30 protein-coding genes are annotated in these 24,115 nt (G+C 68.3%); 14 read left to right on the top strand and 16 right to left on the bottom strand.

Features of this window, described 5'->3' with window-relative positions:
- Positions 1-249 precede the first annotated feature (249 nt).
- Positions 250-936 carry a hypothetical protein gene (locus G7043_RS23730; protein WP_166048886.1) on the bottom strand — a complete coding sequence of 229 codons (687 nt, stop codon included), beginning with the start codon at positions 934-936 and terminating at the stop codon, positions 250-252.
- A 43-nt stretch (positions 937-979) separates the two neighbouring features.
- Positions 980-1,213 carry a hypothetical protein gene (locus tag G7043_RS23725; RefSeq protein ID WP_166048884.1) on the bottom strand — a complete coding sequence of 78 codons (234 nt, stop codon included), beginning with the start codon at positions 1,211-1,213 and terminating at the stop codon, positions 980-982.
- 101 nt (positions 1,214-1,314) lie between these two features.
- Here G7043_RS23725 and G7043_RS23720 point away from each other — a divergent pair, with 101 nt between their 5' ends.
- The 3 genes from G7043_RS23720 to G7043_RS48490 all read left to right on the top strand — a co-directional run bounded on the left by G7043_RS23720 (position 1,315) and on the right by G7043_RS48490 (position 2,624).
- A complete protein-coding gene (locus tag G7043_RS23720; protein ID WP_166048882.1) occupies positions 1,315-2,172 on the top strand; it encodes a helix-turn-helix domain-containing protein in 858 nt (285 codons plus the stop codon).
- Positions 2,169-2,348, top strand: coding sequence for a DUF397 domain-containing protein (locus G7043_RS23715; RefSeq protein ID WP_166048880.1), 180 nt, complete (start codon positions 2,169-2,171; stop codon positions 2,346-2,348). Before G7043_RS23720 ends, G7043_RS23715 begins: the two co-directional genes overlap by 4 nt.
- Before the next feature lie 78 nt (positions 2,349-2,426).
- A complete protein-coding gene (locus G7043_RS48490; RefSeq protein WP_166048878.1) occupies positions 2,427-2,624 on the top strand; it encodes a DUF397 domain-containing protein in 198 nt (65 codons plus the stop codon).
- A 12-nt stretch (positions 2,625-2,636) separates the two neighbouring features.
- Here G7043_RS48490 and G7043_RS23705 read toward each other — a convergent pair whose 3' ends face one another.
- The 7 genes from G7043_RS23705 to G7043_RS23675 form a co-directional block, all read right to left on the bottom strand.
- Positions 2,637-3,212: a cupredoxin domain-containing protein gene (locus G7043_RS23705; protein WP_166048876.1), complete on the bottom strand. Its 576-nt coding sequence runs from the start codon at positions 3,210-3,212 to the stop codon at positions 2,637-2,639.
- Positions 3,212-4,081: a cupredoxin domain-containing protein gene (locus tag G7043_RS23700; protein ID WP_313888045.1), complete on the bottom strand. Its 870-nt coding sequence runs from the start codon at positions 4,079-4,081 to the stop codon at positions 3,212-3,214. The genes G7043_RS23705 and G7043_RS23700 overlap by 1 nt, the downstream gene beginning before the upstream one ends.
- 21 nt (positions 4,082-4,102) lie before the next feature.
- The gene (locus G7043_RS23695) at positions 4,103-4,975 is read right to left on the bottom strand and encodes a copper resistance D family protein (protein ID WP_166048874.1); all 873 of its coding nucleotides are present in this window, start codon (positions 4,973-4,975) and stop codon (positions 4,103-4,105) included.
- On the bottom strand, positions 4,972-5,553 hold the full coding sequence (locus G7043_RS23690) for a hypothetical protein (RefSeq protein ID WP_166048317.1): 582 nt from the start codon (positions 5,551-5,553) through the stop codon (positions 4,972-4,974). Before G7043_RS23690 ends, G7043_RS23695 begins: the two co-directional genes overlap by 4 nt.
- A 227-nt stretch (positions 5,554-5,780) precedes the next feature.
- Positions 5,781-7,601 (bottom strand): dynamin family protein, encoded by a 1,821-nt coding sequence (locus G7043_RS23685; RefSeq protein WP_166048872.1) that lies wholly within the window; start codon positions 7,599-7,601, stop codon positions 5,781-5,783.
- The gene (gene grpE, locus G7043_RS23680) at positions 7,598-7,963 is read right to left on the bottom strand and encodes a nucleotide exchange factor GrpE (RefSeq protein WP_166048864.1); all 366 of its coding nucleotides are present in this window, start codon (positions 7,961-7,963) and stop codon (positions 7,598-7,600) included. Before grpE ends, G7043_RS23685 begins: the two co-directional genes overlap by 4 nt.
- Positions 7,960-9,462, bottom strand: a complete 1,503-nt coding sequence (locus tag G7043_RS23675; RefSeq protein WP_166048862.1) for a dynamin family protein — start codon at positions 9,460-9,462, stop codon at positions 7,960-7,962. The genes grpE and G7043_RS23675 overlap by 4 nt, the downstream gene beginning before the upstream one ends.
- A gap of 54 nt (positions 9,463-9,516) precedes the next feature.
- Here G7043_RS23675 and G7043_RS23670 point away from each other — a divergent pair, with 54 nt between their 5' ends.
- Positions 9,517-9,954 carry a hypothetical protein gene (locus G7043_RS23670; protein ID WP_166048861.1) on the top strand — a complete coding sequence of 146 codons (438 nt, stop codon included), beginning with the start codon at positions 9,517-9,519 and terminating at the stop codon, positions 9,952-9,954.
- On the opposite strand, the gene G7043_RS23665 is transcribed toward G7043_RS23670, so the two are convergent.
- Together G7043_RS23665 and G7043_RS23660 are read right to left on the bottom strand one after the other, a co-directional pair.
- Positions 9,939-10,307, bottom strand: a complete 369-nt coding sequence (locus G7043_RS23665) for a GntR family transcriptional regulator (RefSeq protein WP_166048859.1) — start codon at positions 10,305-10,307, stop codon at positions 9,939-9,941. The two genes, G7043_RS23670 and G7043_RS23665, sit on opposite strands and share 16 nt — an antisense overlap.
- On the bottom strand, positions 10,304-10,984 hold the full coding sequence (locus tag G7043_RS23660; protein WP_166048857.1) for a hypothetical protein: 681 nt from the start codon (positions 10,982-10,984) through the stop codon (positions 10,304-10,306). Before G7043_RS23660 ends, G7043_RS23665 begins: the two co-directional genes overlap by 4 nt.
- Positions 10,985-11,099: 115 nt before the next feature.
- Between G7043_RS23660 and G7043_RS23655 the strand changes: the two genes are divergently transcribed.
- Together G7043_RS23655 and G7043_RS23650 are read left to right on the top strand one after the other, a co-directional pair.
- Positions 11,100-12,275 carry a sensor histidine kinase gene (locus G7043_RS23655; protein ID WP_313888044.1) on the top strand — a complete coding sequence of 392 codons (1,176 nt, stop codon included), beginning with the start codon at positions 11,100-11,102 and terminating at the stop codon, positions 12,273-12,275.
- 9 nt (positions 12,276-12,284) lie between these two features.
- Positions 12,285-12,941 carry a response regulator gene (locus tag G7043_RS23650; RefSeq protein ID WP_086661435.1) on the top strand — a complete coding sequence of 219 codons (657 nt, stop codon included), beginning with the start codon at positions 12,285-12,287 and terminating at the stop codon, positions 12,939-12,941.
- Between the two features lie 7 nt (positions 12,942-12,948).
- On the opposite strand, the gene G7043_RS23645 is transcribed toward G7043_RS23650, so the two are convergent.
- The 3 genes from G7043_RS23645 to G7043_RS23635 are packed head-to-tail and all read right to left on the bottom strand — an operon-like array spanning position 12,949 to position 14,853.
- Positions 12,949-13,863: an SDR family oxidoreductase gene (locus G7043_RS23645; protein ID WP_166048855.1), complete on the bottom strand. Its 915-nt coding sequence runs from the start codon at positions 13,861-13,863 to the stop codon at positions 12,949-12,951.
- Positions 13,847-14,326: a pyridoxamine 5'-phosphate oxidase family protein gene (locus tag G7043_RS23640; RefSeq protein WP_207311581.1), complete on the bottom strand. Its 480-nt coding sequence runs from the start codon at positions 14,324-14,326 to the stop codon at positions 13,847-13,849. Before G7043_RS23640 ends, G7043_RS23645 begins: the two co-directional genes overlap by 17 nt.
- A complete protein-coding gene (locus G7043_RS23635; protein ID WP_166048853.1) occupies positions 14,326-14,853 on the bottom strand; it encodes a TetR/AcrR family transcriptional regulator in 528 nt (175 codons plus the stop codon). The genes G7043_RS23640 and G7043_RS23635 overlap by 1 nt, the downstream gene beginning before the upstream one ends.
- 48 nt (positions 14,854-14,901) lie before the next feature.
- On the opposite strand from G7043_RS23635, the gene G7043_RS23630 reads away from it, so the two are divergent.
- The gene (locus G7043_RS23630; protein WP_166048851.1) at positions 14,902-15,690 is read left to right on the top strand and encodes an HAD family hydrolase; all 789 of its coding nucleotides are present in this window, start codon (positions 14,902-14,904) and stop codon (positions 15,688-15,690) included.
- On the opposite strand, the gene G7043_RS23625 is transcribed toward G7043_RS23630, so the two are convergent.
- Positions 15,687-16,121, bottom strand: a complete 435-nt coding sequence (locus G7043_RS23625) for a PPOX class F420-dependent oxidoreductase (protein ID WP_166048849.1) — start codon at positions 16,119-16,121, stop codon at positions 15,687-15,689. The two genes, G7043_RS23630 and G7043_RS23625, sit on opposite strands and share 4 nt — an antisense overlap.
- 132 nt (positions 16,122-16,253) lie before the next feature.
- On the opposite strand from G7043_RS23625, the gene G7043_RS23620 reads away from it, so the two are divergent.
- The 3 genes from G7043_RS23620 (at position 16,254) to G7043_RS23610 (ending at position 18,924) form a co-directional block, all read left to right on the top strand.
- Positions 16,254-17,165, top strand: a complete 912-nt coding sequence (locus G7043_RS23620; RefSeq protein WP_166048847.1) for an ABC transporter ATP-binding protein — start codon at positions 16,254-16,256, stop codon at positions 17,163-17,165.
- A 6-nt stretch (positions 17,166-17,171) separates the two neighbouring features.
- Complete coding sequence (locus G7043_RS23615) at positions 17,172-17,927, top strand: hypothetical protein (protein WP_166048845.1); 756 nt, start codon at positions 17,172-17,174, stop codon at positions 17,925-17,927.
- Positions 17,928-18,021: 94 nt separating this feature from the next.
- The gene (locus tag G7043_RS23610; RefSeq protein ID WP_166048842.1) at positions 18,022-18,924 is read left to right on the top strand and encodes an ATP-binding cassette domain-containing protein; all 903 of its coding nucleotides are present in this window, start codon (positions 18,022-18,024) and stop codon (positions 18,922-18,924) included.
- Here the strand turns inward: G7043_RS23610 and mycP are convergent.
- Positions 18,890-20,041, bottom strand: coding sequence for a type VII secretion-associated serine protease mycosin (gene mycP / locus G7043_RS23605; protein ID WP_166048840.1), 1,152 nt, complete (start codon positions 20,039-20,041; stop codon positions 18,890-18,892). The genes G7043_RS23610 and mycP overlap by 35 nt on opposite strands.
- Positions 20,042-20,196: 155 nt before the next feature.
- Here mycP and G7043_RS23600 point away from each other — a divergent pair, with 155 nt between their 5' ends.
- The 4 genes from G7043_RS23600 (at position 20,197) to G7043_RS23585 (ending at position 24,115) form a co-directional block, all read left to right on the top strand.
- A complete protein-coding gene (locus tag G7043_RS23600; RefSeq protein WP_313888043.1) occupies positions 20,197-20,709 on the top strand; it encodes a hypothetical protein in 513 nt (170 codons plus the stop codon).
- A 68-nt stretch (positions 20,710-20,777) separates the two neighbouring features.
- Positions 20,778-21,422 carry a tRNA (guanosine(46)-N7)-methyltransferase TrmB gene (gene trmB, locus G7043_RS23595; RefSeq protein ID WP_242642614.1) on the top strand — a complete coding sequence of 215 codons (645 nt, stop codon included), beginning with the start codon at positions 20,778-20,780 and terminating at the stop codon, positions 21,420-21,422.
- Positions 21,423-21,554: 132 nt separating this feature from the next.
- On the top strand, positions 21,555-22,661 hold the full coding sequence (locus tag G7043_RS23590) for a nitric oxide synthase oxygenase (RefSeq protein WP_313888042.1): 1,107 nt from the start codon (positions 21,555-21,557) through the stop codon (positions 22,659-22,661).
- A 299-nt stretch (positions 22,662-22,960) separates the two neighbouring features.
- A complete protein-coding gene (locus G7043_RS23585) occupies positions 22,961-24,115 on the top strand; it encodes a sensor histidine kinase (RefSeq protein ID WP_166048832.1) in 1,155 nt (384 codons plus the stop codon).

The raw sequence follows: 24,115 nt of genomic DNA, 5'->3' as shown, positions 1-24,115 counted from the left end.
TCGTCGTCCTCGGGAATAGCTCCACAACGCCCGGTGGGGCCGGGCGTGCGTGGAAGGGGATGGACCGAGGTTAGCCCGGTGAATGGCAGGTAAAGCACCCCCAGCCTGTCGCTTCCCTCACAAAACCGATTCTGGAATCGATTCAGCACTCGGACGGCGTTAAGGCGCGCTTGAGGTGGGAAAAACACAAGAGGCCCCGGTGCGGTTCTCACCACACCAGGGCCTGTGACCTGCGCTTCAGTTCAGACGTCAGTTCGGGCTGATCCACTGCCCGGTAGTGGAATCGATTCGGACCACTCCGTCGAACCGTTCTTCCTCGAACCAGTCGTCCGAGTCGTCCAAAATGCCGCTCTTGGAGTCCGTCACGTACCGGCCGTCGGACTCGATGTGCCCGTGCTCGACCTCGACCCAGTCGTCACCACGGTGTTCCGACATCGTGACCTCGCCCGATCGTGTGATCTCGGTCGCCACGTCGGCCCGTCCGTCGCCGTTCTTGTCGGTGAACAGCCAGGTGTCCCCGTCGTCGTCACGCACGACAGCGGTGTCGGCCTTGCCGTCGCCATCGGTGTCCTCGGTCGCCTTGCCGACGTTTCGATCGCCTTCGTCGGTGTCCACGACAATGGTCTGACTCGGCGAGGAATTGGTCTTTTGTTCGTGCGAGTCGTTCGGGTCGACCGCAACCCACTCGCCGGAATTCTCCTCGAACCGAGCCTGGCTCAGCAGATTGCCGTCCTTGTCGAACGTGCTCATCAGATCGGCATCGCCGTCACCGTTGCTGTCGGTGAACGCCAGATGACCACCGTCGTCCGTCTCGACCACCGCGGAGTCGTTCACGCCGTCGTGGTCGAGGTCGAAGGTGACGTCGGCGGTGTACTCCTCGTCCTCGACGGTCACCTTCAGCTCGGCGTCGGCCGCACCGTTCTCGTCGATGTACACCGGGACACACCTCCTGCGCTCTTGCGTACCGGTATGACCCACGTTATGCCGGTTCGGTTCCCTCGCCAACCGTGTGACGCGCGCGGTCGATCTCGCTCTGGCCGATGGCGGCGTCGAGGGCGGCGCGGAAGTGCGAGATCTGGGCGCCTTCGAGGGTGAAGGCCGGTCCGTCGGGGCCGGCGATCTCCACCGCACCCGCGCTCACGCTGACCTCGCAGACCGCTCGGTCCGCGTAGCTGTCGCTGCAGTGAAGGAGCCACTCGCGCCTGTCGCCCATGGTCAACCTCATCTTCACCCCAGGCCGCCCGAATTAGGCTTAACTTTAGCCCTACTTGAGACTAAAGTCGCTCGCCTAAGCGTATGAAGGGAGGCAGCCACGTGGGTCAGGCCAGGCAGACCGTGGAACGCCTCCAGCTCGGACTCACACTCCAACGCCTGCGCATGGCGGCGAACAAATCGCAGCAGGAAGCGGCCGAGGTCATCGGCCGGAGCGCGGGGCGGCTCAGCCAGGTGGAGAACGGCAAGGGCGCCCTCGGCTCGACGGAACTCATCCGGTTGCTGGACTTCTACGACGTGGAGGGTGACGAGCGTTCGACCGTGCTCGCACTCGGCCGAGCCAGCAGGCGCCGGCAACCCCGTCTTGGCTACGTCGACACCCTGCCGGACTCCTTCCCGCGGTTCATGGACCTGCTTTCGGCCGCACGGCGCATCAGCTGGTACGAGTGCGGAGTCATTCCAGGACTCGTGCAGTCGAAGGGATACGTCAAGGCGATCATCGGGGCGGGAGCGTACATCTCGTCGGAAACGGAGGTCTCCGAACGCATCTCCTTCCGGCTCGCACTCCAACAGGTGCTGCACTCGGGTCTCGCCGAGCGGATCGACATCGTCTTCACCGAGGACTCGCTGCTGCACGTCCTGGGTGATCGCTCGGTGATGCGCGAGCAGGTGCTCCACCTGTTGCAGCTGCTCGAGCAACACCCGGCCCTGAGCATCCGGATCGTGCCGCTCGACGCCATGAACAGTCCCGGCAACGGCGGCGGCATGGTGGCGCTGGAGTTCGACACGTCCGACCCGATCACGTTCAGTACCGTGATCTACGGGCCCTCCGTCTATTACGATCAACCGTCCCATACGGAGCCCATGCGTCAGCTCTTCGAGCAGGTTCAGAACCTTGCGTGGAACGGCAGGGACACGCGTTCCGCCCTGATCAACTTCCTGCAAGGAGCCCCTGATTGACCGCGTGGTGCAAGAGCAGCCACAGCTCTACCGGAGGCGATGCCTGCGTGGAGGTCAGGTTCAACCAAGTCATCGTCGGGGTTCGCGACTCCAAGAATCCTGACGGGCCGCGGTTCGACGTGTCACCCACCGCGTGGCACGCATTTCTGAACACGGTCACTCACCCAGCGGGGTGAATGTCGAGCACGTTCCAGCCGACGCAACCGATACGTCGGCGGTACAAGCACGTCCATCAACCGGCAAGGAGCACCTAGGTGAGCCCGTGGCGGGAGAACAAGCAGAGTTCTGATGGCCCCGACGACCGTCGTGACGCGGTCGAGGTCGTGCAAGACGACGAGGACGTCTGGGTACGCGACCCCAAGGATCCGGACGGGCCGAAGCTGCACTTCACGCTGCAGCCGTGGCAGAGGTTTCTGGACTGGGTCGCGGCCGAGCCTGACCCGGCCGCCTGACCCGACTCCACGTCACGGTGACTCGCGCTCTGGACGTGAACCGATGACGAGCAGGCACAACGTCGTCACCGCGGCCACGAGCCCGGCCAGCAGCAGCATCGGCTGCAGCGAGGGCGGCTCGGCCGGAGGCGCGGCGATCACCGCGGGTTCGGTCTCGACCGACGGCGGTGCGGTGGTCGTCGGCGGCTCCGTCGTCGTGGTCGCCACAGCGGGCTGGGGTGCGGGCTCGTGCGTCGCCGGATGCTGCGGTGCCACCGGCTCGGCCGGCTGCACGACGATGCGTGCCCGCATGTCCGGGTGGATCGAGCACACGTAGTCGAACGTGCCCGGCTGGGTGAAGGTGTAGCTCCAGGACTGGCCGGTCGACAGCATCGGCGAGCGGAACGTTCCCGCTGCCACGTCGTGCGGGGCCTGGTCCTGGTTGGTCCACGTCACGACGTCGCCGACGCGCACGGTCATCGACGCTGGCTGGTACTGGTGCTGGGCGATGGGGATCGAGTGCGTCTCGGCGCCGGTGGCGGGCGCCGTGCTGAACAGGATCAGCACGGCGAACGCGGCCAGGACGGCGCTGGCCAGGCCGCGCCGCATCAGCAGATCGCCTGGTTGAACGCCGGGTCGAGCATCTGCTCGAGCATGACGGTGTGGGCCTTGACGTAGCTGTCGAACGCCACCGCGTCCTGAACCTGTTGCAGGGGTGACGTTTCCAGGTGTGCCGCCTTCACGTGCGCGATGAACGGCTTAAGCACGTCCTGGGGCAGTGAGCTGGCGAGTGCCGGATCGAGCATCTTCTCCAGCAGGACCGTGTGCGCCTTGACGTAGCTGTCGAACGCCAGCGCGTCCTGAACCTGCTGGAGGGGCGAAGTCTCCAGGTGCGCCGCCTTCAGGTGCGCGACGAACGGTTCGAGCGCCGCCTTCGGCACGCACTCACCGCCGGCCGGTGGAGCGGTGGTCGGCGACGGGTGGGTCGGGTGGCTGGTCGGAGGTGTCGTGGTCGGCGGGGTCGTCGGTGGGGTCGTGGGTGGCGTGGTGGTCGGGGGTGTGGTGGTCGGCGGGGTCGTGGGGACGTCCCCGGACACGGTGACCGAAGCCTGCATGTCCGGGTGGACCGAGCAGTAGTACGAGTACGAACCGGCCTTGGTGAAGGTGAAGCTGTAGGACTCGCCCTTCTGCAGGGTCGGCGAGGTGAACTTCTCCGGGCCCGAGGTGACGACGACGTTGTGCGGGGCGGTGTCGTGGTTCGTCCAGACGACCGTGTCACCGGGGGCGACGGTCAGTGCCGCGGGCTGGAACGCGTAGCCCATGATCTCGACGTTGGTCGTCGCCGCTGCCTCGCCCTGTACCGCGGCGAGGCCTACGGCCGGTGCGGCCAGTCCTGAGCCCGCCTGGCTCAGGCACAGCACCGCACCCACGATGCCGAGCGCGGCCACGAGTGCCGCCAACCGGTTTCGTTTGTCCACTGTGGATTCCTTTCGAACGGGTCAGCGACCGGGACCGGTCGTGACGAGCAGGGCGGCCACGGCGAGAACGGCGACGGCGAGCACCGCTTCGGCCGTGACCGAGTAGACGAGGGCGCGGGTGCCGTCGGCGGTGTGCAGTCGCCGATCCACCCAGCGCTTGCTCGCGAGGCCCAGGAGGAGGAGAACGGCGAAGATCGAGAGCTTGGCCAGCAGGATCTGGCCGTATCCGGTGTGCAGCAACGCGTCCAGCGAACCGACCAGCCGCCACGCCAGCAGCGATCCCGCGACGGTGAGCACGCCGACGGAGACCACGGCGAGGCGGGAGTAGCGGGGCAGCACGGTGGTGAGCGCGGCGCGGTCGGGCAGCGTGACGAACAGCAGCATCACGAGGCCCCCGATCCACAGGCACACCACGAGCAGGTGGGCGAAGATCGCGAGCTGGCCCCAGACGGGCAGGTCGAGCGCGTGGCCGGTCATGCCGTTGGTGCGCAGGATGCCCAGCCCCACCGCGCCCGCACCGGCGCGCCACGCCCACGAACGCGCCGCGCGGGCACCGCGGCGGGCCAGGTCGGCGAGCACCACCAGCGCCAGCACCCACAGCAACGTCCGCGCGAACCACACCCGTCCGAACGGCGCGTCGAGCAGCGGGCGGACCACCTCCCAGCTGAACGCGGGCGGGCGTCCGGCGACCCAGGCGGCGTTCAGGAACAGTCCGGTGACAGTGCCCGCGACGCCGCACAGCCAGCCGAACGTCACCAGGCGCCGCGCCCGGCTGGTGTCCGCGCCGTCCGGCCACAGCAGCGCGAAGAACGCCGCACCGCCGACGAACAGCACCGTGCCGAGGTAGTCGAAGGTCCTGGCCAGCACGAACCACGACTTCGCCGCCTCGGTCACGGCGTGCTCAGCAGCGCGGTGATCTTGCCGGTCTCGTCGTCGGCGACGAGCGAGCAGCCCGGACCGAGCAGGTCGCCGGTGAGATCGCCGACCAGCTTCGCCGGATCGCCGAGCTTTCCGAGCAGCGGAAGGTCCACATCGGACTGCCGCTCGACCTCGTGCGTACCGGGCAGCAGTTCGCCGACGACCGGAAGCTCGTCGACGTCGAGCAGCTTCAGCAGTTCGGTGACCGCCGCGCCCTCACACGGCTTCGAGGGAGGCGTCGTGGTCGGCGGAACCGTCGGTTTCGACGGCGGAGAAGTCGGTGCCGGGTGCGGATGTTCGAGCGCGGGCGCAGGGACGTGCGGACCCTGCGCGACCGGGAGAGGAACCGCCGCGGGCACGACGTACTGCTGTTGCGGTGGCGGCTGTTGCGGGCGCACCGGAGGTGTCGTGGTGGCGGCGGGCGGGTGCCGTACGGGCGGAGTCGGCCCGCTCTGCGCCACCGGTACGCCGCCGATGCCCGACGCGAACCCGAGCACGACGACCACGGTGCCCACCAGGCCCGCCGCGACGACCTGGTCTCGCTGCAGTTTCATGCTTCAAGAGCGAATCAGTGCCGAATTAACCGGCATTCCCAATTCATGACGAAACAGTGAACTCATATCGGACACAAATACTTTGTACCAGTGCATGTCCTGAAACGTGCAATTAAGTTGCCCCGACAACCGTGCCATGACCAGCCAAAATGAGTATTGCTCAATTAAGTTTGAACGAGTTCACCGTGGAGCCGTAACCCCTGTGCGGACCGCTCGTTGATGGTCTTTCAGGCCCTGTCGCGAACCGACCGAATTCGCCCCAGCAACTCTTCCGCCTTCGCGCGCCCCGACTCCACCTCGGCCAGCTGCCGGGTCACGGACTGCAGCTCGCGGCCCCGCTCGCCCGCCTCCATCCGCAGCGCGCGGTCCACCTCGCGCAGTTCGGCCTCGATGGCCTCGATGCGCTTGGCCAGGGCCTCGTCCAGCGCCAACGACAGCGCCTGCTCGGCTTCGATGAGCTGTTCGGCGGCCAGTTGGTCCACTGTGGAGCGAGCGTCGGCGATGGCGTCGGACAGCCACTGCTTGACGTGCTGTTTTTCGGCGGTGTGAGTGCGCGTGCGGGCCATCCACCAGCCCGCGCCGAGGCCCAGGGCGATGGTCACGGGCAGCACGATCGGGTTCAGGACGGCGATGCCCAGGCCGGCCAGGGGCATGACGGCCAGTTTGCCGGCGCCCAGGCCGCCGGAGACGCCCATGAACACCAGGAGCTTGTCCTCGGCTGTGGGTGGGCGCTTTTCCTTGGGGCGCAACACGACCGGGGGTTGCTCGCCGCGGGCGAACTGGCCGCGGATCAGGGTCAGCTCGTCGGCGCTGAACAGGGATGCCAGGACGGCGTCGGCGACCTGGGCGAGGCGCACGGACAGCGCGGTGGAGATGCGGCCGGACACCACCTGCAGGGCGGTGTCGACCTGCTGCGGCAGGGACGCCAACGCGGTGCGGTCGGCCTGGTCGATGGCCTGGCGGTACCAGGTTTGCAGGTCGCGCATCTGGCGGGAGATCTCGTGGGAGTTCTCCACGCGGGCGCGTTGGATCTCGCCGCGCAGGCGGACCTGCCAGCCTCGGGTGGAGGACCGACGCTCGGTTTGCAGTTCCTCGCGGCGGGCGCGCAGCACCACAGCCTCGTCCTCGCCCACGGACAGAGCGCGCTTCTCGTGTTCCAAGCGCACAACAAGCTCGTCGAGCACGGTGGACAGCGCGCGCAGGGCGTTGGCTTCGGCGAGCATGCCGGCGCAGCCGCTGACCAGTTCCTGCAGCGAGGTCTGCAGCGAAGCGATGCCGGAACGTTCGCGGAGCATGGCGGCGGCGTCGGGGTTGGGAGCACCCGAAGCCATGTCGAACATGCGCGACGACACCGGGAAGAAGGTCGCGTCGGCGAAGCGCGGGGCGTGTTCGGCCAGGCGAGCGCGGTCGGCGTCGAGGACCTGGCGCCAGCCGCGGTACTGGTCGGTCTTGGTCAGCGCGAACACCACGGTTTCGACGCGGTCGCCGACGCGCTTGAGGAAGTCGAGCTCGCCGCGGGTGAACGGGGACGAGGCGTCGACGACGAAGACCAGGGCCGTGGCCGAGGTGACGGCTTCCAGAGCGAGTTCGCCGTGCACCGACTCGAGGCCGCCGACGCCTGGAGTGTCCACAACGGACATTCGTTCCAGCAACGGGATCGGGGCGTCGACCTCGACGTAGCGCGGGGGCAGTTCGCCGGGAGGCAGGTCGTGGGCCGCGGACACCCAGTTGATCAAGGCGGGCAGCGGGAACGACACCGGTGCGAGCAGGCCGGGATAACAGGCGCGGGCCGCCCAGGCAGGGCCGTGCTGGAAGACCAGGTAGGTGGAGGTGGCCACGTCCGCGTCGACCGGCGACAGGCCCGGAGTGGCGAGCAGGGCGTTGACCAGCGAGGACTTGCCGCGGTTCGTCTCGCCGACGATCACCACGGACGACACCTCGGGTGCCGCACGACGATTGACCCAGTCGGCCAGCGCGGGGTCCAGCTCGCGCACGAGAGAGGTGAGGCGTTCGCGCGTCTGATGGACGGTCTGGGAGAGGTTGCTCATCGCGCCGTGTAGACCGTCACGATCGGGGCCCGCAGGACGCGGCCGCGGTCGCAGAAGCCCGGCACCTCGGTCTCGGCGACCAGGCCCAGCAGCGACTTGTCGTCCGTCGGCACGGTGCCGGCGGCCTCGTGCTGCGACGGGTCGAAGCGTTCACCGTCGGCGCGCAGGGCCACGACTCCTATGGACGACAGACCTTCCTCGATGCGTGCGACCACGCCGGCACTGGCGCGGTCCAGCGCGTACAGGCACAGCTGGACCAGCGCGCGGCGTTCGGCCAGCGCCTGGTCGAGCAGCTCGTCGGCAATGGTCTCCACACCGTCATCCGACGTCATTTCGGTCGGATCGGTTCCGTTCACGCTCATCGGTGCCCCCCAGCACGTAGTTGCTGCCAGATGAGGAAATACGCCCGGTGGACGACGTGCGCCACTCGAGCCTGCGCCGGCGTGGCGCCGAACGACGCGAACGAACGCCACCAACCGGCCCGTTCCAGCGCGTGGGCGACCAGGTCGGCAACAGGACGGCCGCGCAGACCCAGCTGACCGGCCACGTCCGGGGTGCTGCCGAACCGCAGCACTTCCTCGGTCAGGTCCGGGGCCAGCGTCACGGCGCCGGACGACACCAGCGTCAACGCCTCCAGCAGCCGCAGCTGGTGTGCTTCCGGCCGGGCCAGCAGCACCTCGATCGCGTCGTGCACCCGCTGCCGTTCGCCGGGATCGCCCGAGGCCAGCGAGGTGACGGACGCCAGCGCCGCCGCAGCCTTGATGCCGTCGGCCCGCGCCCGGAACACCGCGTCCAGCCGGCCTCGGACGGCGGCGAACCCGGACGCGTCGAACAGCACCCGGCGCAACGCACCGGTGGTCAACGAGGGTTCGGCGTCCAGAGCGGCGAGAGCGCGCCCGATGCCGTAGAGGTCGAGCTTCTCCAGCAACCGCGACCGCAGCCCCGCCGGGACGTCGCAGTCCCAGGAGGTGAAGAGGTCGCCGGCCATCAGCATCATCGTGCGGGTGTCCGCGTCCAACCCCGCGAGCTGCCGCAACGCCTCCGCGTCCGCCGAGGTGAACTCGCCCGTCTCGGCCGACTCGGCGAGCAGGCTGATCACCGGCAGCACGTCCGCGACCCGCGGCTTCAGCAGCTGTGCCTGCTTGCCGGCCAGGATCTCCGCGGCCCGCCACACGTCCCCGTCCGAACCCTCGACGGTTTCCGGCGCCACGGCGTCGACCTTGTTCAACGCGGCGATGGCGTTGACCGGCCCCGCCTCCCGGGACGCGGTGGCTGCGGTGAACGCGGCCAACGTCGAGTGGTCGTCCGCGCGCACGCCCTGCGTCACGACGTAGAGAACCGCCTCGGCACCGGCGACCGCGTTGCGCGACACGGGGTCCAGCAACTCCTCGGTGCGCGCGACCGACGCCGCGTCCAAGGACCCCAGCCCCGGTGTGTCGATGACGGTGAAGTCCCGCAGCACGGCGTTGGTCAGGTACGCCTCGATGTGCGAAACGCCTTCCACGCCAAGAGAAGCGGGGATCATGCCGTTCGCGTCGAACGGCAGCACCTGACGTCGTCCGTCCTTGAGAACGACTTCGATGCGGTCGACCGTTCCGTATTGATAGCGCGTGACGAGTCGTGTGCACTCACCGATGTCGGTGGGCGCGACCCGGCGCCCGATCAACGCGTTGACCAGCGTCGACTTGCCGGACTTGATCCGCCCGGCCACCGCGACCTGCAACGGCGCGTGCAACCGGCGCAACACTTCCTGGAAACCACGAGCGGTCTGCTGAGAGACCTGAGGTTGCAAGGCAACACACAAGTTGGCCACCGCCGCACATAGCGGTCCGGCCAGTTGTTGTCCTTGCAACGCTGTCACGGGCACTGATCGTGCCACGGTTTGTACGCGTGCGTGCGCGGGTAGCCACAGCGCATGGGTGACAGCTACGTGACGTTCCTAGTGCTGGGGATCGTCCTGGTCGTGGTCGACGGCCAGCTGATCTACCACAGCGGCAAGGGATATTTGAAGCGCGCCGCGTACGACGACGAACAGGCCGGCGCCATGATGAAGTTGACGGCCGTCCTGTTCCACCTCGTCGTGCTCGGCCTGCTGGCGCTGGTGTCGATCATCAACGTCGAGACCGGCGACCCGGTGAAGAACGTGGTCGTGAAGCTGGGCGTGGTGCTGTTGCTGCTGGCACTGGCTCACGGCGTCACGATGGCGATCCTGGCCAGGATTCGGGATCGCCAACTGCAGCAGCAGCTAGCGGACCAGATGGCCGAGGAACACCGCATCTACGAGGAACGCCACGCGCACGTCGGCGAACCGCGACCCGCGCCCAAGATCGAGTCGCCTTACTCACCCACGTAGTGGGCTCGCACGGCGTTCAGTGCCTCCCCCTCACTGGCGCCGAGCGACCGAGCTACGGCGACGTACTCCGCCGCGGCGGCGGAGAGCGGGTCCGGTGCATGCGAAGGCAGGGCAGCCACCACGGTGCCCTGCCTTCGTCCTGTCGTGAGCACGCCTTCGGTCTCCAGCTCCCGGTACGCCCGCGCGACGGTGCCCGCGGCCAGCCCGAGGTCGGCGGCGAGCTGGCGGATGGTCGGCAACCGCGACCCGATCGGCAGCACCCCACCGCTGATCAACCGCACCAGCTGGTCGCGCACCTGACGCCAGGGCGCGACGCCGTTGTCGACGTCGACGACGATTCGCGGAGCACTCACTTCGCGATCTTCGCCGATTGCGGAGTCGTGTTCGCCATCGAGATCCACGCGAGCAGGCCGAGCACGCCCACCCAGGGATGGACCAGGCCGCCCACGACCGCCGTACCGAGCCCCGCCGCGACGTGCACGCTGCGGGTGCGCAACGCCAGGTCGACGGCCTGGTCACCGCCGGCCGGCCGCACGACGGCCGTCCAGATGATCAGCCCGACCGCGAGCACGGACCCCGCGAGCCAGGCGAGCGCCGTCCACCGCGGGTGGATCACCAGGTAGATCGCGGCCCCCAGCACGAACACGGCGTACGAGCCCACCACCCACTTCGACGCGAAGTCGAACAGCCCACGCGGGGTGAGCAGCGCCTCACGACGAGCACCGCGCTGCGGGCGCAGCGCCAGCAGCTCCGCGAGCAGAGTGCCGGCGAGCACGACGACCATGATCTGGTCCACGTCGTCGCCCCACTTCGGCACGAAGTAGAGCGCCGCGTAGAGCCACGGGTAGAGCAACCGGCGGCGCCTGAGGTACAGCAGCCCCTCATGCGCCTGCGCGGCGTCCGGCTCGGCCACACCCCACTTCTTCAGCAGACGTGCGCCGTTCGCCTCGTTCGGCCACAGGACGGCCAGTATCAACAGGCCGGTGGCGACGAACGCGGCCATGGCGATCCACGGATTGATCTCGCGCACGGTTCCCCCAAATCTTTGTATCGACCCCTCGATACAATAACTCACACTCAAGTCGTACGCAGCGTCATTCCGTGGCGCGACGCGCGGAAGTTCGCACCGGACCTAACCTTGTCCGGTGCGGAGGTTCAGCCTGTGGATGAAGGCTCACCCGGCGTTCGGGGACTCCCTGATCACCGGGCTTTTACTGATCTTCGACCTGGGTGTCGGCATCAGCGGGATCGACCGCGGGGTGTCGTTCTCGGCGTTCCTCGCCGTCACGTTGCTGATGCTCGGACCGCTGCCGTTCCGGCGCTACCACCCGCTCGGCACCAGCTACCTGATCCTCGCGGGCGGGTTCCTGCAGCTCTTCACCCACGGCGGCGAGGCCGGCATCCCGGTCCGGATGTCCGACTTCGCGCTGGCCATCGCGCTGTACACGCTGGTCGCGTACATCGGCCGCAAGTCGGCGTTGATCTATTCGGCCTGGCTGCTCGCGGGCACGTTGCTGTGGGCGATCTTCCAGGTCGGCGACCTCCAGGCCATCCTCCTCGTCTTCATGATCTTCGTGATCTTCGGGTTCAGCTGGGCGATGGGCGAGTTCGTCGGTGCCCGCCGCGCCTACCAGGGCGAACTGGAACAACGCCTCAAGCTCCTGGAGACCGAACGCGACCAGCAGGCCCAGATCGCGGTGGGTGAGGAACGCTCCCGCATAGCGCGCGAACTGCACGACGTGGTCGCGCACGCGGTCAGCGTGATGATCGTTCACGCGGACGGTGCCGCCTACACGATCAGGTCACAGCCCGAGGTCGCCGAGAACGCGGTCCGCACGATCGCCGAGACCGGCCGGCTCGCGCTGACCGAGATGCGACGGCTGCTGGGTGTGCTGCGCAGCGAGGACGCCGAAACGCAGTGGGCTCCACAACCCGACGCACGCGGTGTGGTCGAACTCGCCGAGAACACCCGCGCGGCCGGCGTGCCGGTGCGCCTGGAGATCAACGGTGACGTGGACGACCTGCCCGTCGGCGTGGGGCTGAGCGTCTACCGGATCGTGCAGGAAGCGCTGACGAACACCATCAAGCACGCCGGAGCGGGCTCGACCGCGACCGTCCGGCTGGCGCGTTCGCCGGAGGAACTGCGGCTCGAAGTCGTTGACAACGGCTTCGGCACGCCGCACGACGTGGTCAAGGTCTCGGGCGGCAACGGACTGATCGGTATGAGGGAAAGGGCTGCGGTGCTGGGTGGCGAGTTCGAGGCAGGCCCCAACCCCGGCGGGGGCTGGCGCGTGCGCGCGGTCTTCCCACTGGCCGCATAGGGTGATCGAGTGATTCGGGTGCTGCTGGTCGACGACCAGGAACTCATGCGCATGGGCTTCCGCATGGTGCTGGGGGCGCAGGAGGACATCGACGTCGTCGGCGAGGCCGCCGACGGCCTGGACGCCGTGCAGATGGCGGACAAACTGCGCCCCGACGTCGTGCTGATGGACGTCCGCATGCCGGTGCTGGACGGCGTCGAGGCGACCAAGCGCATCGCCGCGGCCGACACCGCCAAGGTGCTGGTCATGACGACGTTCGACATGGACGAGTACGCGCTGTCCGCGCTGCGCAACGGCGCCAGCGGGTTCCTGCTGAAGGACACCCCGCCGTCCGACCTGGTGTCGGCGTTACGCGCGGTGGCCTCCGGCGACGCGGTGGTGTCGCCGTCGGTGACCAAGCGCCTGCTGGGACGGTTCCTCGGCGACGGCGGCGGTGAGCTTCGGGACGCCTCGATGCTCGACGTGCTGACCGAACGCGAGCGCGAGGTGCTCGTGCTGATCGCGAAGGGCCTGTCGAACACCGAGATCGCCCGGAAGCTCTTCCTGTCCGAGGCGACGGTGAAGACGCACGTCGGACGGATCCTGGCCAAGCTGGAACTGCGAGACCGGGTGCAGGCCGTGGTGCTGGCCTACGAAACCGGTCTCGTCCGGCCCGGCGACGCCTAGCGCGTCACTAACGGTACTTCGAGACGTCCACAGTGGACCGGTCCAGCCCCGGCTCCACCACCTCGTCGTGCCAGCGTCCCCAGTCGGGCTGCGAGCCGTCGAGGTCGGTGAACCCGTACTCGCGCATCAGCCGCCACGACGACAGGCACTGCCCTGCGAACCTCTCGCGGTCCTTGTCCGCAGCGAGGTGCGCGAGGCCGCGGCCGAGGTAGTGCGGTGTCTCGGACAGCGCGTAGTCCGGCACCTTCTCGACCGCGTCGCGCCAGTTCGCCTCTGTCACTCCGAAGTTCTCCAGCATCTGCTCGGACCTGAGGAAACCCGGGGTCGCGGAGAACGCGGTGACGCCGGGGACGTCCTTGAGATCCCTCGCCAGAATGTCGCCGAACCGACGCACCGATGACTTCACCGCGTCATAGGTCAGGTTCACGTAGTAGGGCTTGCCGTCCTCGCCATCGGTCACCTCGACCACGAGCCCGTCGTCAGAGCGCACGAGGATCGGCATCAGCTTGTGCAACGCCACCAGGTGCGTCTCGACGCCGTTGCGCCACATGTGCAGCTGCTTGTCGAGGTCGTGCTCCCAGAACTTGCCCCATTCGACGAGGTTCTCGCCGCCCCAGGCGTTGTTCACGAAGATGTCGAGCCGGTCGACGCGCGCGGCGAAAGCGTCCACATCGGACGGATCCGTGAAGTCACACCGGACGGCGATGCCCTCGCCGCCGGCTTTGGTGACCAGTTCCGCGGTCTCCTCGATCGTCTCGGCGCGGCCGACCTCGGACTGCTGGTCGCGCGTGGTGCGCCCACCGACGAACACGGTGGCTCCAGCCGCACCCAACTCGACCGCGATGGCCCGTCCCGCACCTCGCGTGGCGCCGGTGACGACCGCGACCTTTCCGCTCAGATCGGGCTCACTTCTTCGTGACACGTCGAGTTCCCCTTCCCTCGTGCCAGGAGAGGACGATCATCCCGTCGCCCTCGACGGTGAGCGACACGACCTCGGTGACGTCGAACCGGAACAGGTCGATCTCCTCGGGCTTCGGCTCCCAGCCGGTGCGGTCGAACAGGTCCTTCAGGTAGACGTCCTTGTCGGTCCAGAACTCGGCGGTGCCGCTGATCTTCGCGTCGCCCGCCTCCGTCATCGAGGCCGTCGTCGTGTTGCAGTGCAACGAAAATCGCGGGTCGCGGCGCAAATCGCGCGACTTCAGCGAGTCGGGCATCATGCCCGCCCACAGCTCGCCGCGGGTGAAGTCCGGTTCGACGCCGCTGATCCGCGGCGCACCGTCCTTGCGCAGCGTCGCGATCAACGCGTGCCGGTCCGCGGCGAACCTGCTCTCCACGAACGCGGCCAGGTCGGGCTGTTCAGACGCGAACTCCGCCCAGGTAGCCATCAGCGCATCCCTTTCAGCACCAGATCGATGTCCTCTGCCATGCGTGTCAGCAACTCCCCCCGCGGGCGCACCGACCAGTCCATCGAGATCCCGTACACCTGCGCGGCGAGGACGCGGGCCGCGTTCGGCGGCAGCCCCTCGGCCGCGCACAGGGTCTCCAGTTCCGTCTCCAGCACCGCGTAATGCCTGGCCAGCAATGCCCGCAGGTCCGGGTCGATCAGGTCGACGCCGAGTTGCGCGAGGTTGTTCGTCGCCACCACCGGGTCGGCCAGCCGGTCGAACCAGGTGAAGAGCGCCTCGCGGACGGTGCCCGCCGCGCGCATGCGGCGGACGACCTCCTCCGTGCCCGCCCTGGTCAGCGCCTGCAACAGGCCGCTCTTCGACCCGAACCGCTTCGCCACCGCCCCGACCGACACCCCGGCCTCGGCTGCCACGTCCGCGACCGTGAACTCCGGTCCGCGCCGGTCGATGACCGCCGCGACGGCGTTCAGGATCCGCTCGTCGGTGATGGTGCGAGGTCGTGCCACCGCATTAGTGAACCACAATTCACTAACCATCGCATAGGGTGGCGACACGTGAACTGGAGACCGCGCTTGGTGGCGCTGGACATCGACGGAACCCTGACCCATGTCGGCTCGAACGACATCTCCCCGGCCGTCAAAGCGGCCATCACGCGCGTGACCGAACACGGCTCGCTGGTCGTGCTCAGCACCGGCCGCAGCGTCATCGGCACCACCCCGATCGCCGCCCAGGTGCCCACCTCGTTCGCCATCTGCTCGAACGGCGCGGTGTGGTGGGACCCGGCGCGGGCGGAGGTCACCAAGCGCACGACGTTCGACCCCGGCCCGACGATCAAGACGCTGCAGGCGCTGCTGCCGGACACGGTGTTCGCGGTCGAGCAGACCGGTGTCGGCAGCCTGTCGCTCGGCGAGTTCCTGCCCGGCGACCTGTGGGGCACGACGAGGCAGGCGACGTTCGACGAGCTCGCGGCCACCCCGACGCCGCGCCTGGTCATGCGCTGGCTCGACCACACGCCGGCCGAGCTGTCCTTTGCCTTGCGGGACCTCGAACTACCCGGCGTCGAGTGGTCGGTCGACCACACCGAGGCGTGGCTGACCGCGGTGCCGCTGAACGTCTCGAAGGGGTCGGCACTGGAGGAGCTGCGGCAGGAGCTGGGGATCTCCGCCTCGGACACGCTGGCGATCGGCGACGGCGGCAACGACGTCGAGATGCTGCGATGGGCGGCGCTCGGGGTCGCGATGGGGCAGGCGCCCGCGCGGGTGCACGCCGTGGCCGACGAGATCGGCCCCAGCGTGCTCGAAGACGGTGCGGCGCAGGTGCTGTCCCGCTTCTTCCCCGCCTAGTCGGAGACGTTGTTCTTGGCGACGATCTTGTCGATCTTCACCCGGACGACCATCTCGCCCGGCACGCCGTTGCGTTCGGCGTACACGTCGGCCTGGTCGGCGCCCATGTAGCGCGCGGCCGTGCGGCCCGCCCAGTACCTCAGCTGCTCGGGGTCCTCGTCGGTGACCGCCTGGCCGGTGATCGTCACGAAGTTGAACGGCGGGATCTCGTCGTCGAAGCACAGGGCCACCCGGCCGTCGCGCAGGATCGACTTGCCCTTGATGGTGTCGCGCGAGGTCAGGAAGACGAGATCCGGGCCGTCGAGATCCACCCAGACCGGCGCGACGTGCGGTGATCCGTCCTTGCGGGTGACCGCGAGCTTGCCGGTGCGGGCGGGCTTGGCCAGAACGAACTCGCGCCACCAGCCTTCGGGCGCTTCCGTGTATCCCATGTGGCTCATTCAACTACGACGGAGGTAGCGGCACCGGGCGACGGAAGTTGACGTCGGCCGAAGACCGCAGGTCGATGTGGCGGACCCCCTCGGAGCAGGAGAGTTGTCTCCAGCACCGAGAGGGGAAAGCTGATGATCGAGGCAATCGGCCTCACCAAGAGATACGGCAGGACGGTCGCGGTCGACGACCTGTCGTTCACCGTCCAGCCTGGACGGGTGACCGGGTTCCTCGGTCCGAACGGCGCCGGCAAGTCCACCACCATGCGGATGATCCTGGGGCTCGACCGTCCGACGGCAGGCCGCGTGCTGATCGACGGCAAGCCCTACGCCGAACTGAACCGTCCACTGCGGACGGTCGGCGCGCTGCTCGACGCCAAGTGGGTGCACCCGAACCGCTCCGCCCGCGCTCACCTGCGCTGGCTCGCCAAGTCCAACGGCCTGCCGGACAAGCGCGTGGACGCGGTGCTCGAAGCGGTCGGCCTCACCCAGGTCGCGGGCAAGAACGCCGGCGGGTTCTCGCTCGGCATGTCGCAGCGGCTGGGGATCGCCGCGGCACTGCTCGGCGACCCGAAGGTGTTGCTGTTCGACGAGCCGGTCAACGGCCTGGACCCCGAGGGCATCCTCTGGATCCGCACGTTCATGCAGAACCTCGCCGCCGAGGGCCGCACGGTCCTGGTGTCGAGCCACCTGCTGTCCGAAATGGCCCTGACGGCCAGCGAGCTCGTGGTGATCGGCCGGGGGAAGCTGATCACCCAGAGCAGCACCGCCGAGTTCATCGACCGCTCGACGGGGAACTCCGTCCTGGTGCGCAGCCCTCAGCTCTTCAAGCTCGGCCCGCTGCTCGTGGACAAGGGCTTCACGGTTCGTGACGGCGCGGACGGCGCGTTGTCCGTATCGGGTGCCACGAGTGACCAGATCGGTGACATCGCCGCTGCCAACGGTGTCGTTCTGCACGAGCTCAGCCCGCAGCGTGGCTCGCTCGAAGAGGCGTTCATGCAGTTGACCGGCGATGCTGTCGAGTACCACGCAGAGATCGGGAAGTGAGTGGCGATGACCCTGTTGGCAGTTGAGAGAATCAAGCTCTTCTCGACCCGTTCGCCGTACTGGTGCAGCGCGCTCGCCCTGATCCTGGGCGTGGGACTCACCGCGATCATCGCGGGCACCACCGAGAACGGCCAGATGTCCATCGGCCTCACCCAGTTCGGCAGCAGCCAGCTCGCGCTCGCCGTGGTGCTGGTCATGTCGGCGCTCGCGGTCACCACCGAGTACCGCTTCAGCACGATCCGCGCCACGTTCCTCGCGGTGCCGAACCGGATCTCCGCGCTGGTCGCCAAGACCGTGGTGGTCGCGTTCATCGCGGGTGTCCTCGGCGAGATCATCGCGTTCGGCTCGTGGGCCCTGGCCAAGGTGATGTCGCCGACGTCCGACCTCGCGATCAACACGGGCGCCGAGTGGCGGCACGTGGCGGGTGTCGGTCTGCTGTTCGGGATCGGCGCGATCCTCGCGATGGCGGTGGGCATCCTGGTCCGCCAGACCGCCGGCGCCGTGGCGATCCTGCTGGTGTGGAACATGCTGCTCGAAGGCCTGATCGGGATCATCCCGAAGGTCGGCGTGAAGATCCAGGCGTGGCTGCCGTTCCAGAACGCCAACCACTTCCTGGCGCTCGGCGGCGCCGACGCGGCCGAACAGCCCGGAGCCGGGATCGACTTCAAGCTGAGCCAGTGGGGATCGCTGGCCTACTTCGCCGGCATCGCGGTCGCGCTGCTGGTGGTCGCACTGATCGTCGCGAAGCGACGGGACGCGTGACCAGTTCCGAATGAAGGGGGAGCGGGACCTGGGTCGTCCATCGGGGGGACGACCCAGGTCCCGGTCAGTTCTGCTGAGCGAACCGGGAGAGGCAATGATCGAAGCAGTGCGGTTGCGCAAGCACTACGGCCGGACCAAGGCCGTCGACGACCTGTCGTTCACCGTCCGGCCCGGCCGCGTCACCGGGTTCCTCGGACCGAACGGCGCCGGCAAGTCCACAACGATGCGGATGATCCTCGGCCTCGACACGCCCACCGCTGGTGACGTCAAGATCGACGGCAGGCACTACGCCGAGCTCAAGCAGCCGCTGCGCAAGGTCGGCGCGTTGCTCGACGCGAAGTGGGTGCACCCCAACCGTTCCGCGCGATCGCACCTCAAGTGGATGGCGGTCTCCAACAAGATCCCGGTCAGCCGGGTCGCGGAGGTGCTGGAGATCGTCGGCCTCACCGAGGTCGCGCACAAGAACGCCGGCGGGTTCTCGCTCGGCATGTCGCAGCGGCTCGGCATCGCGGGCGCGTTGCTCGGTGACCCCGAGGTGCTGCTGTTCGACGAGCCGGTCAACGGCCTCGACCCGGAGGGCATCCTCTGGATCCGGCAGTTCATGCACCGGCTCGCGGACGAGGGCCGCACGGTGTTCGTGTCGAGCCACCTGCTGTCCGAGATGGCCCAGACCGCGCAGGACCTCATCGTGATCGGCAAGGGCCAGCTGATCTCGCAGACCACCACCGAGCAGTTCATCGCCGACGCCACCCAGGACCACGTCCGGGTGCGTTCACCGCACGCCGTGAAGCTGCGCGAGATCCTCGCGGCCGACGCCACGGTGACCGAGGACGCGGTGGACGGAGCCCTTGTGGTGCACGGGATTCCGGCACCGCAGATCGGTGAGATCGCGGCGGAGAACCAGATCGTGCTGCACGAGCTCAGCCCTCAGCGCGGCTCGCTGGAGGACGCCTTCATGCAGCTCACCAAGGAGTCGGTGGAGTATCACGCGCACTGACAACGGGTTCGCGGCGCCGTGACCTGATGGCGGGCAAGGCGATCAGCAGTCCGGTCATCAGCGCGGTGCCACCCGCGACGCCCGCGACGAACGGCAGCCGGTCCTTCATCTCGACGACCGGCTGCACCGGTTGCTGAGCGGCGAGCGTCGGAGTCGGTTGCGTGGTCGAGGGTTTCGGCTCGGGCAGCAACGGGTTCCGGGCCACGGGCGGGAACTGCGCGGTGAGCGCGCCCATCGGGTTGACCATGCCGAACCCGGTCGCCTCGTCCCGGCCGGGATCCGCCAGGTCCTGCGCGGTCTTGATCAGCGCGTTGACGACGTCCTTCGCGGGCATCTGCGGGTGCTTCGCCCGGACCAGCGCCGCGACCCCGGACACGATCGCCGACGCCGCGCTCGTGCCGTCCATCTCGGCATAACCGCTGGAGTAGACGCTTTCCGGCGCCGTGGTGACGATGCTCACCGCCGGCGCCGCGAGCACCGTGTCGGTGCCGACGTTGGACGACTTCCACGGCTTGCCCTCGCGGTTGGTGCCCGCGACCGCGATCACGCCGGCGATGTTGGCCGGCGCGGAGACCTCCTTGCCCTCGTTGCCGGTGGCGGCGACGAGGACGATGTCCTTCTCGATCGCGTAGTTCACGGCCTTGACCAGCGACGGTGTCATCGAGCTGGAGAAGCCGAGCGACATGTTGATGACCTTGGCACCGTGGTCGGAGGCCCACCTGATGCTCTCCGCGACGACGTCGAGGGCGAACTGCTCCTTCTCGTCGGCGCTCGCGATCGGGAGGATCTTGGCGCCGGGCGCGATGCCGAGCGCGCCGCCGTTGCGGCTGTTCGCGGCGATGATCCCGGCCATCCCGGTGCCGTGGCCGTCGACGTCGGTCGTGCCGTCCGTGCCCTTCGAGCTGCCGAACCCGGTTCCGGGTAAGACCCGTCCGGCGAGGTCGGGGTGTGTGGCGTCCACTCCGGAGTCGATCACCGCGACGATCACGCCGTCCCCGCGCGACTGGTCCTGCGCCGAGTAGACGTCGAGCGCGTCCAGGTGCCACTCCTGCTCCTCGATCGTCTGCGCGGCGAGCAGCAGCGGCAGCACGACGGCGAGCGCGGGGAGCAGGGGCACGTCAGCTACATCGTGTTTCCACTTCACAGCGCAACGTGCCTGGCGTCACAGGTTTCGTAAGGGCCCTGTTAACAAGCCGTGAAAAGCCGCTTTCTGGACAACACCGGCGTTTGGATTCGCGTTCAATTGGGTTATCCCGGTGCCGGAGGTGGCCTGTGGCGGTTCACGTCGAAGCAATGCTCAGCCTCGAGTGGTCTGATGCGCTCGAAGTTCCGAACTCTCCCGAGCTGGCCAGCGCGCCGGCAGAGGTCCGTCGATCCTGGGTCAACCAGGCCGACGAAAAGCAGGTTCTCGCCGCGTACCGCGCGGTGAACGCCGTCGGTGACGCGCCCGCCCCGTGGTGGCTGCGCGCACTGGATCGCGGCAAGCTCGCCTCACGTGCCGAAGGTCACGCGATCGAGGACGCCGTGACCGAGCTCCTGTCCGCCCGCCCCGGCTGGGTCTTCGTGCCGTGGGCCGACTTCGGCGAGATCGGCTACTGGGAGTTCGTGCCGTCGGAAAGCGGCGTCTACGGACCCGCGACGCCGACGACCGTGCAGTTCACCGACTCGCACCGCGGCTGGATTCACCTGGTTCCGGCCCACCACGGGCCCGGCCACGCCCGCCCCATCGACTTCACGGTCGCTGACCTGCGGACTCAAATCGAGGACATCGAACTCATCGCTTAGGCTTTCCGGTCGTGACCAGGCCTGAGTTCCCCCGTTCCATCGTCAGCTTCGTGCAGCGCGGCGAGCGCATGACCGTGGGACAGGAGCGTGCCTGGGACACGTACTGGGAGAAGATGGGCAACGACGTCAAGTCGTTGCCGGAGGGGCCGCTGGACTTCGACTCGTGGTTCGGCCGTTCCGCGCCCGTGCTGCTGGAGATCGGGTCCGGCATGGGCGAGACCACCTCGCAGCTGGTGGCCGCCGCGCCCGAGCTGAACTACGTCGCCGTCGAGGTCTACAAGCCGGGACTCGCCCAGTTGTTGCTGCGCGGCGAACACCTCGGCGGGCTGGACAACCTGCGCGTGTTGCGCGGTGACGCCGTCGACCTGCTGACCTCACACATCGCGCCGGCCTCCTTGCACGGCGTGCGGATCTTCTTCCCGGACCCGTGGCCGAAGAAGAAGCACCACAAGCGCCGGCTCGTGCAGCCGGAGTTCGTCGCGCTGCTCGCCTCGCGGCTGGAGCCCGGCGGCGTGCTGCACCTCGCGACGGACTGGGAGCACTACGCGGAGCAGATGCTCGAGGTGTGTTCCGGCGAACGTTTGCTGACCAATGTGTACGACGGCTGGGCGCCCCGGCCGGACTGGCGACCCGTCACGAAGTTCGAGCAGCGGGCGGTGAACGAGGGCCGCGTGTCGCACGACCTGATGTTCCGGCGGAACGACCTCACCTGATCGAGGTCTCAAGCCGTACGGGTGAACACGGTGGGTCTGGCTTTCACTCGTTCAGGTGGCGGGTGTTGATCACCCGAAATGCCCCGAGTGGCAGTGACGCGTGAGGCTGTTCCGGCCTTAGCGTCTCGCTCCGTGACCCCCGACGTCCTCCCCGTCGCGGAGGAGTTCGTCCGCATGTTCCACGCGGCGCACTCCGACGCAGGCTCGCTGTCCGCCCGCATCGCCCAGGTGCGCGCCGAGATCGCCGAGACCGGAACCTACCGCCACACGACCAACGAACTCGCGTACGGCGCGCGCATCGCGTTGCGAGATTCCGGTTGGTGCACCTCAGGTGTGCCGTGGCGCCGGCTCAAAGTCCGCGATCTGCGCGGCTATCGCAACGCCGCCGCGGTCGCGGGCGAATGCGTGGAACACCTGCGGCTGGCCACGAACGGTGGTGAGATTCGGCCGCTGGTCACGGTTTTCGCACCGGACGCCCCCGGTTCTCCCGGGCCGGTGATCTGGAACGAGCAGCTGATCCGGTACGCCGGATATGCCGACGGGATCGGCGACCGCCGGTACGCGCAGTTCACCGAAACCATGCAGGGCATGGGATGGCGGCCGCCGGCCCGCCGGTCGCGCTTCGACCTGCTGCCGTTGGTGGTGGAGACGCAGCACGAGGGCCCGCGGCTGTTCACGCTGCCGTCCGAGATCGTGCACGAAGTTCCGTTGGAGCACCCGACGCTGCCGTGGTTCGGCGAGATGGGCCTGCGCTGGCACGCGGTTCCGGTCATCTCGAACATGCGGCTGACGATCGGTGGCGTGACCTATCCGGCGGCACCGTTCAACTCGTGGTTCGTCGGCGCCGAGATCGGCACGCGCTCACTGGCCGAGGAAGGTGCTTACGGCGTCGCGCGTCAGGTCGCCGAAGCGTTGGGTTTGGACACGACGTCCGAACGCACGCTGTGGCGGGACTTCGCCACCGTTCACCTGAACGCGGCAGTGCTGCACTCGTTCGACAAAGCGGCCGTCACCATCACGGACCACCACGCGGAAGCCTTGCACCGCCTCGCGTGGTTGCGCTCTCGCCAGCGCCCTTCCGCGGCCAGGCCCGCTTTCCGCCTGGACCCGGCCGCCGCGAACCGCGCCCGCGCCGGTGCACCGGCACAGTTCACGGCCGCGTTGGACGAGACCCGTCCGCAACCGACCAGCAGGCTGGCGGAGCTGCTCCGCCAGCAACATTCCCTGACCAGCGCCTGACTTCCCCATCACACGCTGGTTCCTGGTGGGTCCTAGCGCTGAGAGTCGATCATCACGCCCGACAGGGCCATCAGCGCAAGGACCAACAGGCCGACCACCGCGGCGGCCCAAGTGAACACAACTGACAACATGGCGTCCTCCGTTCCCCGACTATCGCTCCTCCAGAGTCCGTGACCGGGGCGTGATCCGGCATCCGCCGGGAGGGTATTTCCGCAGGTCGCCCAGTCAGCCTTCTGGCTGATGCCGGGTTAGCCTCCGGTCGGACGCGGCGTGCCCCTTTCGGCTTTACTGTGTGTCGCGTGGAGAGCACAGATCTGACCTGGCGGTTGCTCGCCAAACGCCAGTGGCCACTGGCGCTCTCGCTCACCGGCATCGCGGTGCTGGAGACCGGCTCGATCTCGAGTGGTCTCGGCTGGTGGCAGGTGCCCGGTGTGGTGGTGATCTGCGTGATCGCCGTGCTGGCGCCCCGCAGGCCGTTCGACGCGGCGCTCTCACTGGCGTTCGCCATCGTCTGCGTGGCGCTCTACATGCGGTTTCTCGGTGTCATCCTCGAACCGCACTTCTTCTTCAGCGGTGCCAACATCTCGATGACCGGTGCCGCGATGGCGACGATCGCGGTGCTCGTGCGGGAGTCCTCGCGCTGGCGAGCGGTGAGCGGCACGGTGCTGGTGGTGGCGGCGATGGTCGGCGCGGAGGTCCTCGGCTGGCCGATCGTGGCGCCCGAGTACCGGGAGTGGCAGCCGGACGTGAGGTCGTACCTGTTCGGCGCGACCATCATGCTCGTGCTGGCCATCGGCACCGGGCTGTACTTCCGGGCACGGGACAACGAACGCAGGTCCCAACTCGCGGCTTCCGTTGCGGCGGCCCAGAACGCCGAGCGGATGGCGTTGGCGCGGGAGCTGCACGACGTCGTCGCGCACTACGTGACCGCGATCGTCGTGCACGCGCAAGCAGGTCAGCTCAACCGCGAGGTCGACGTGCTGCCGGCCATCGCCTCTTCCGGCACCGAGGCGTTGACCGCGATGCGGCGTCTCGTCGGGACCATGCGGGACGGATCGTCGGCCGGGCCCGCCGCGTCTTCGTCGTTGATGGACGACGTGCGCTCGCTGGCCGTGGAATCCGGGCTGCCGGTGCGGCTTTCGTTCGACCTGCAGGACGCCGTGCCACAGGAGCTGGCCCGATCGGTGCTGCGGCTGGTGCAGGAGTCCTTGACCAACACCCAGAAGCACGCGTCCGCGGTGTCCTCTGTGGACGTGTCACTGTCCTCGAGCGACGGCGTGCTGCGATTGGGCGTCGAGGACGACGGCGTCGCTTCGGGCGTTCCCGTTGGGGGCTCTGGAGGTTACGGGCTCGTGGGCATGCGCGAGCGCGTGGAACTGCTGGGAGGCACGTTCTCCGCAGGCCGGCGCGAACCCACCGGGTGGAAGGTCCGCGCCGAACTGCCGATCTCTTAG

Source organism: Lentzea alba (assembly GCF_011067745.1).
In the GTDB taxonomy this organism is placed as follows: Bacteria; Actinomycetota; Actinomycetes; order Mycobacteriales; family Pseudonocardiaceae; genus Lentzea; species Lentzea alba.
Note: the sequence above shows the minus strand (reverse complement) of the source record. Positions and strands in the feature narration are given on the sequence as shown.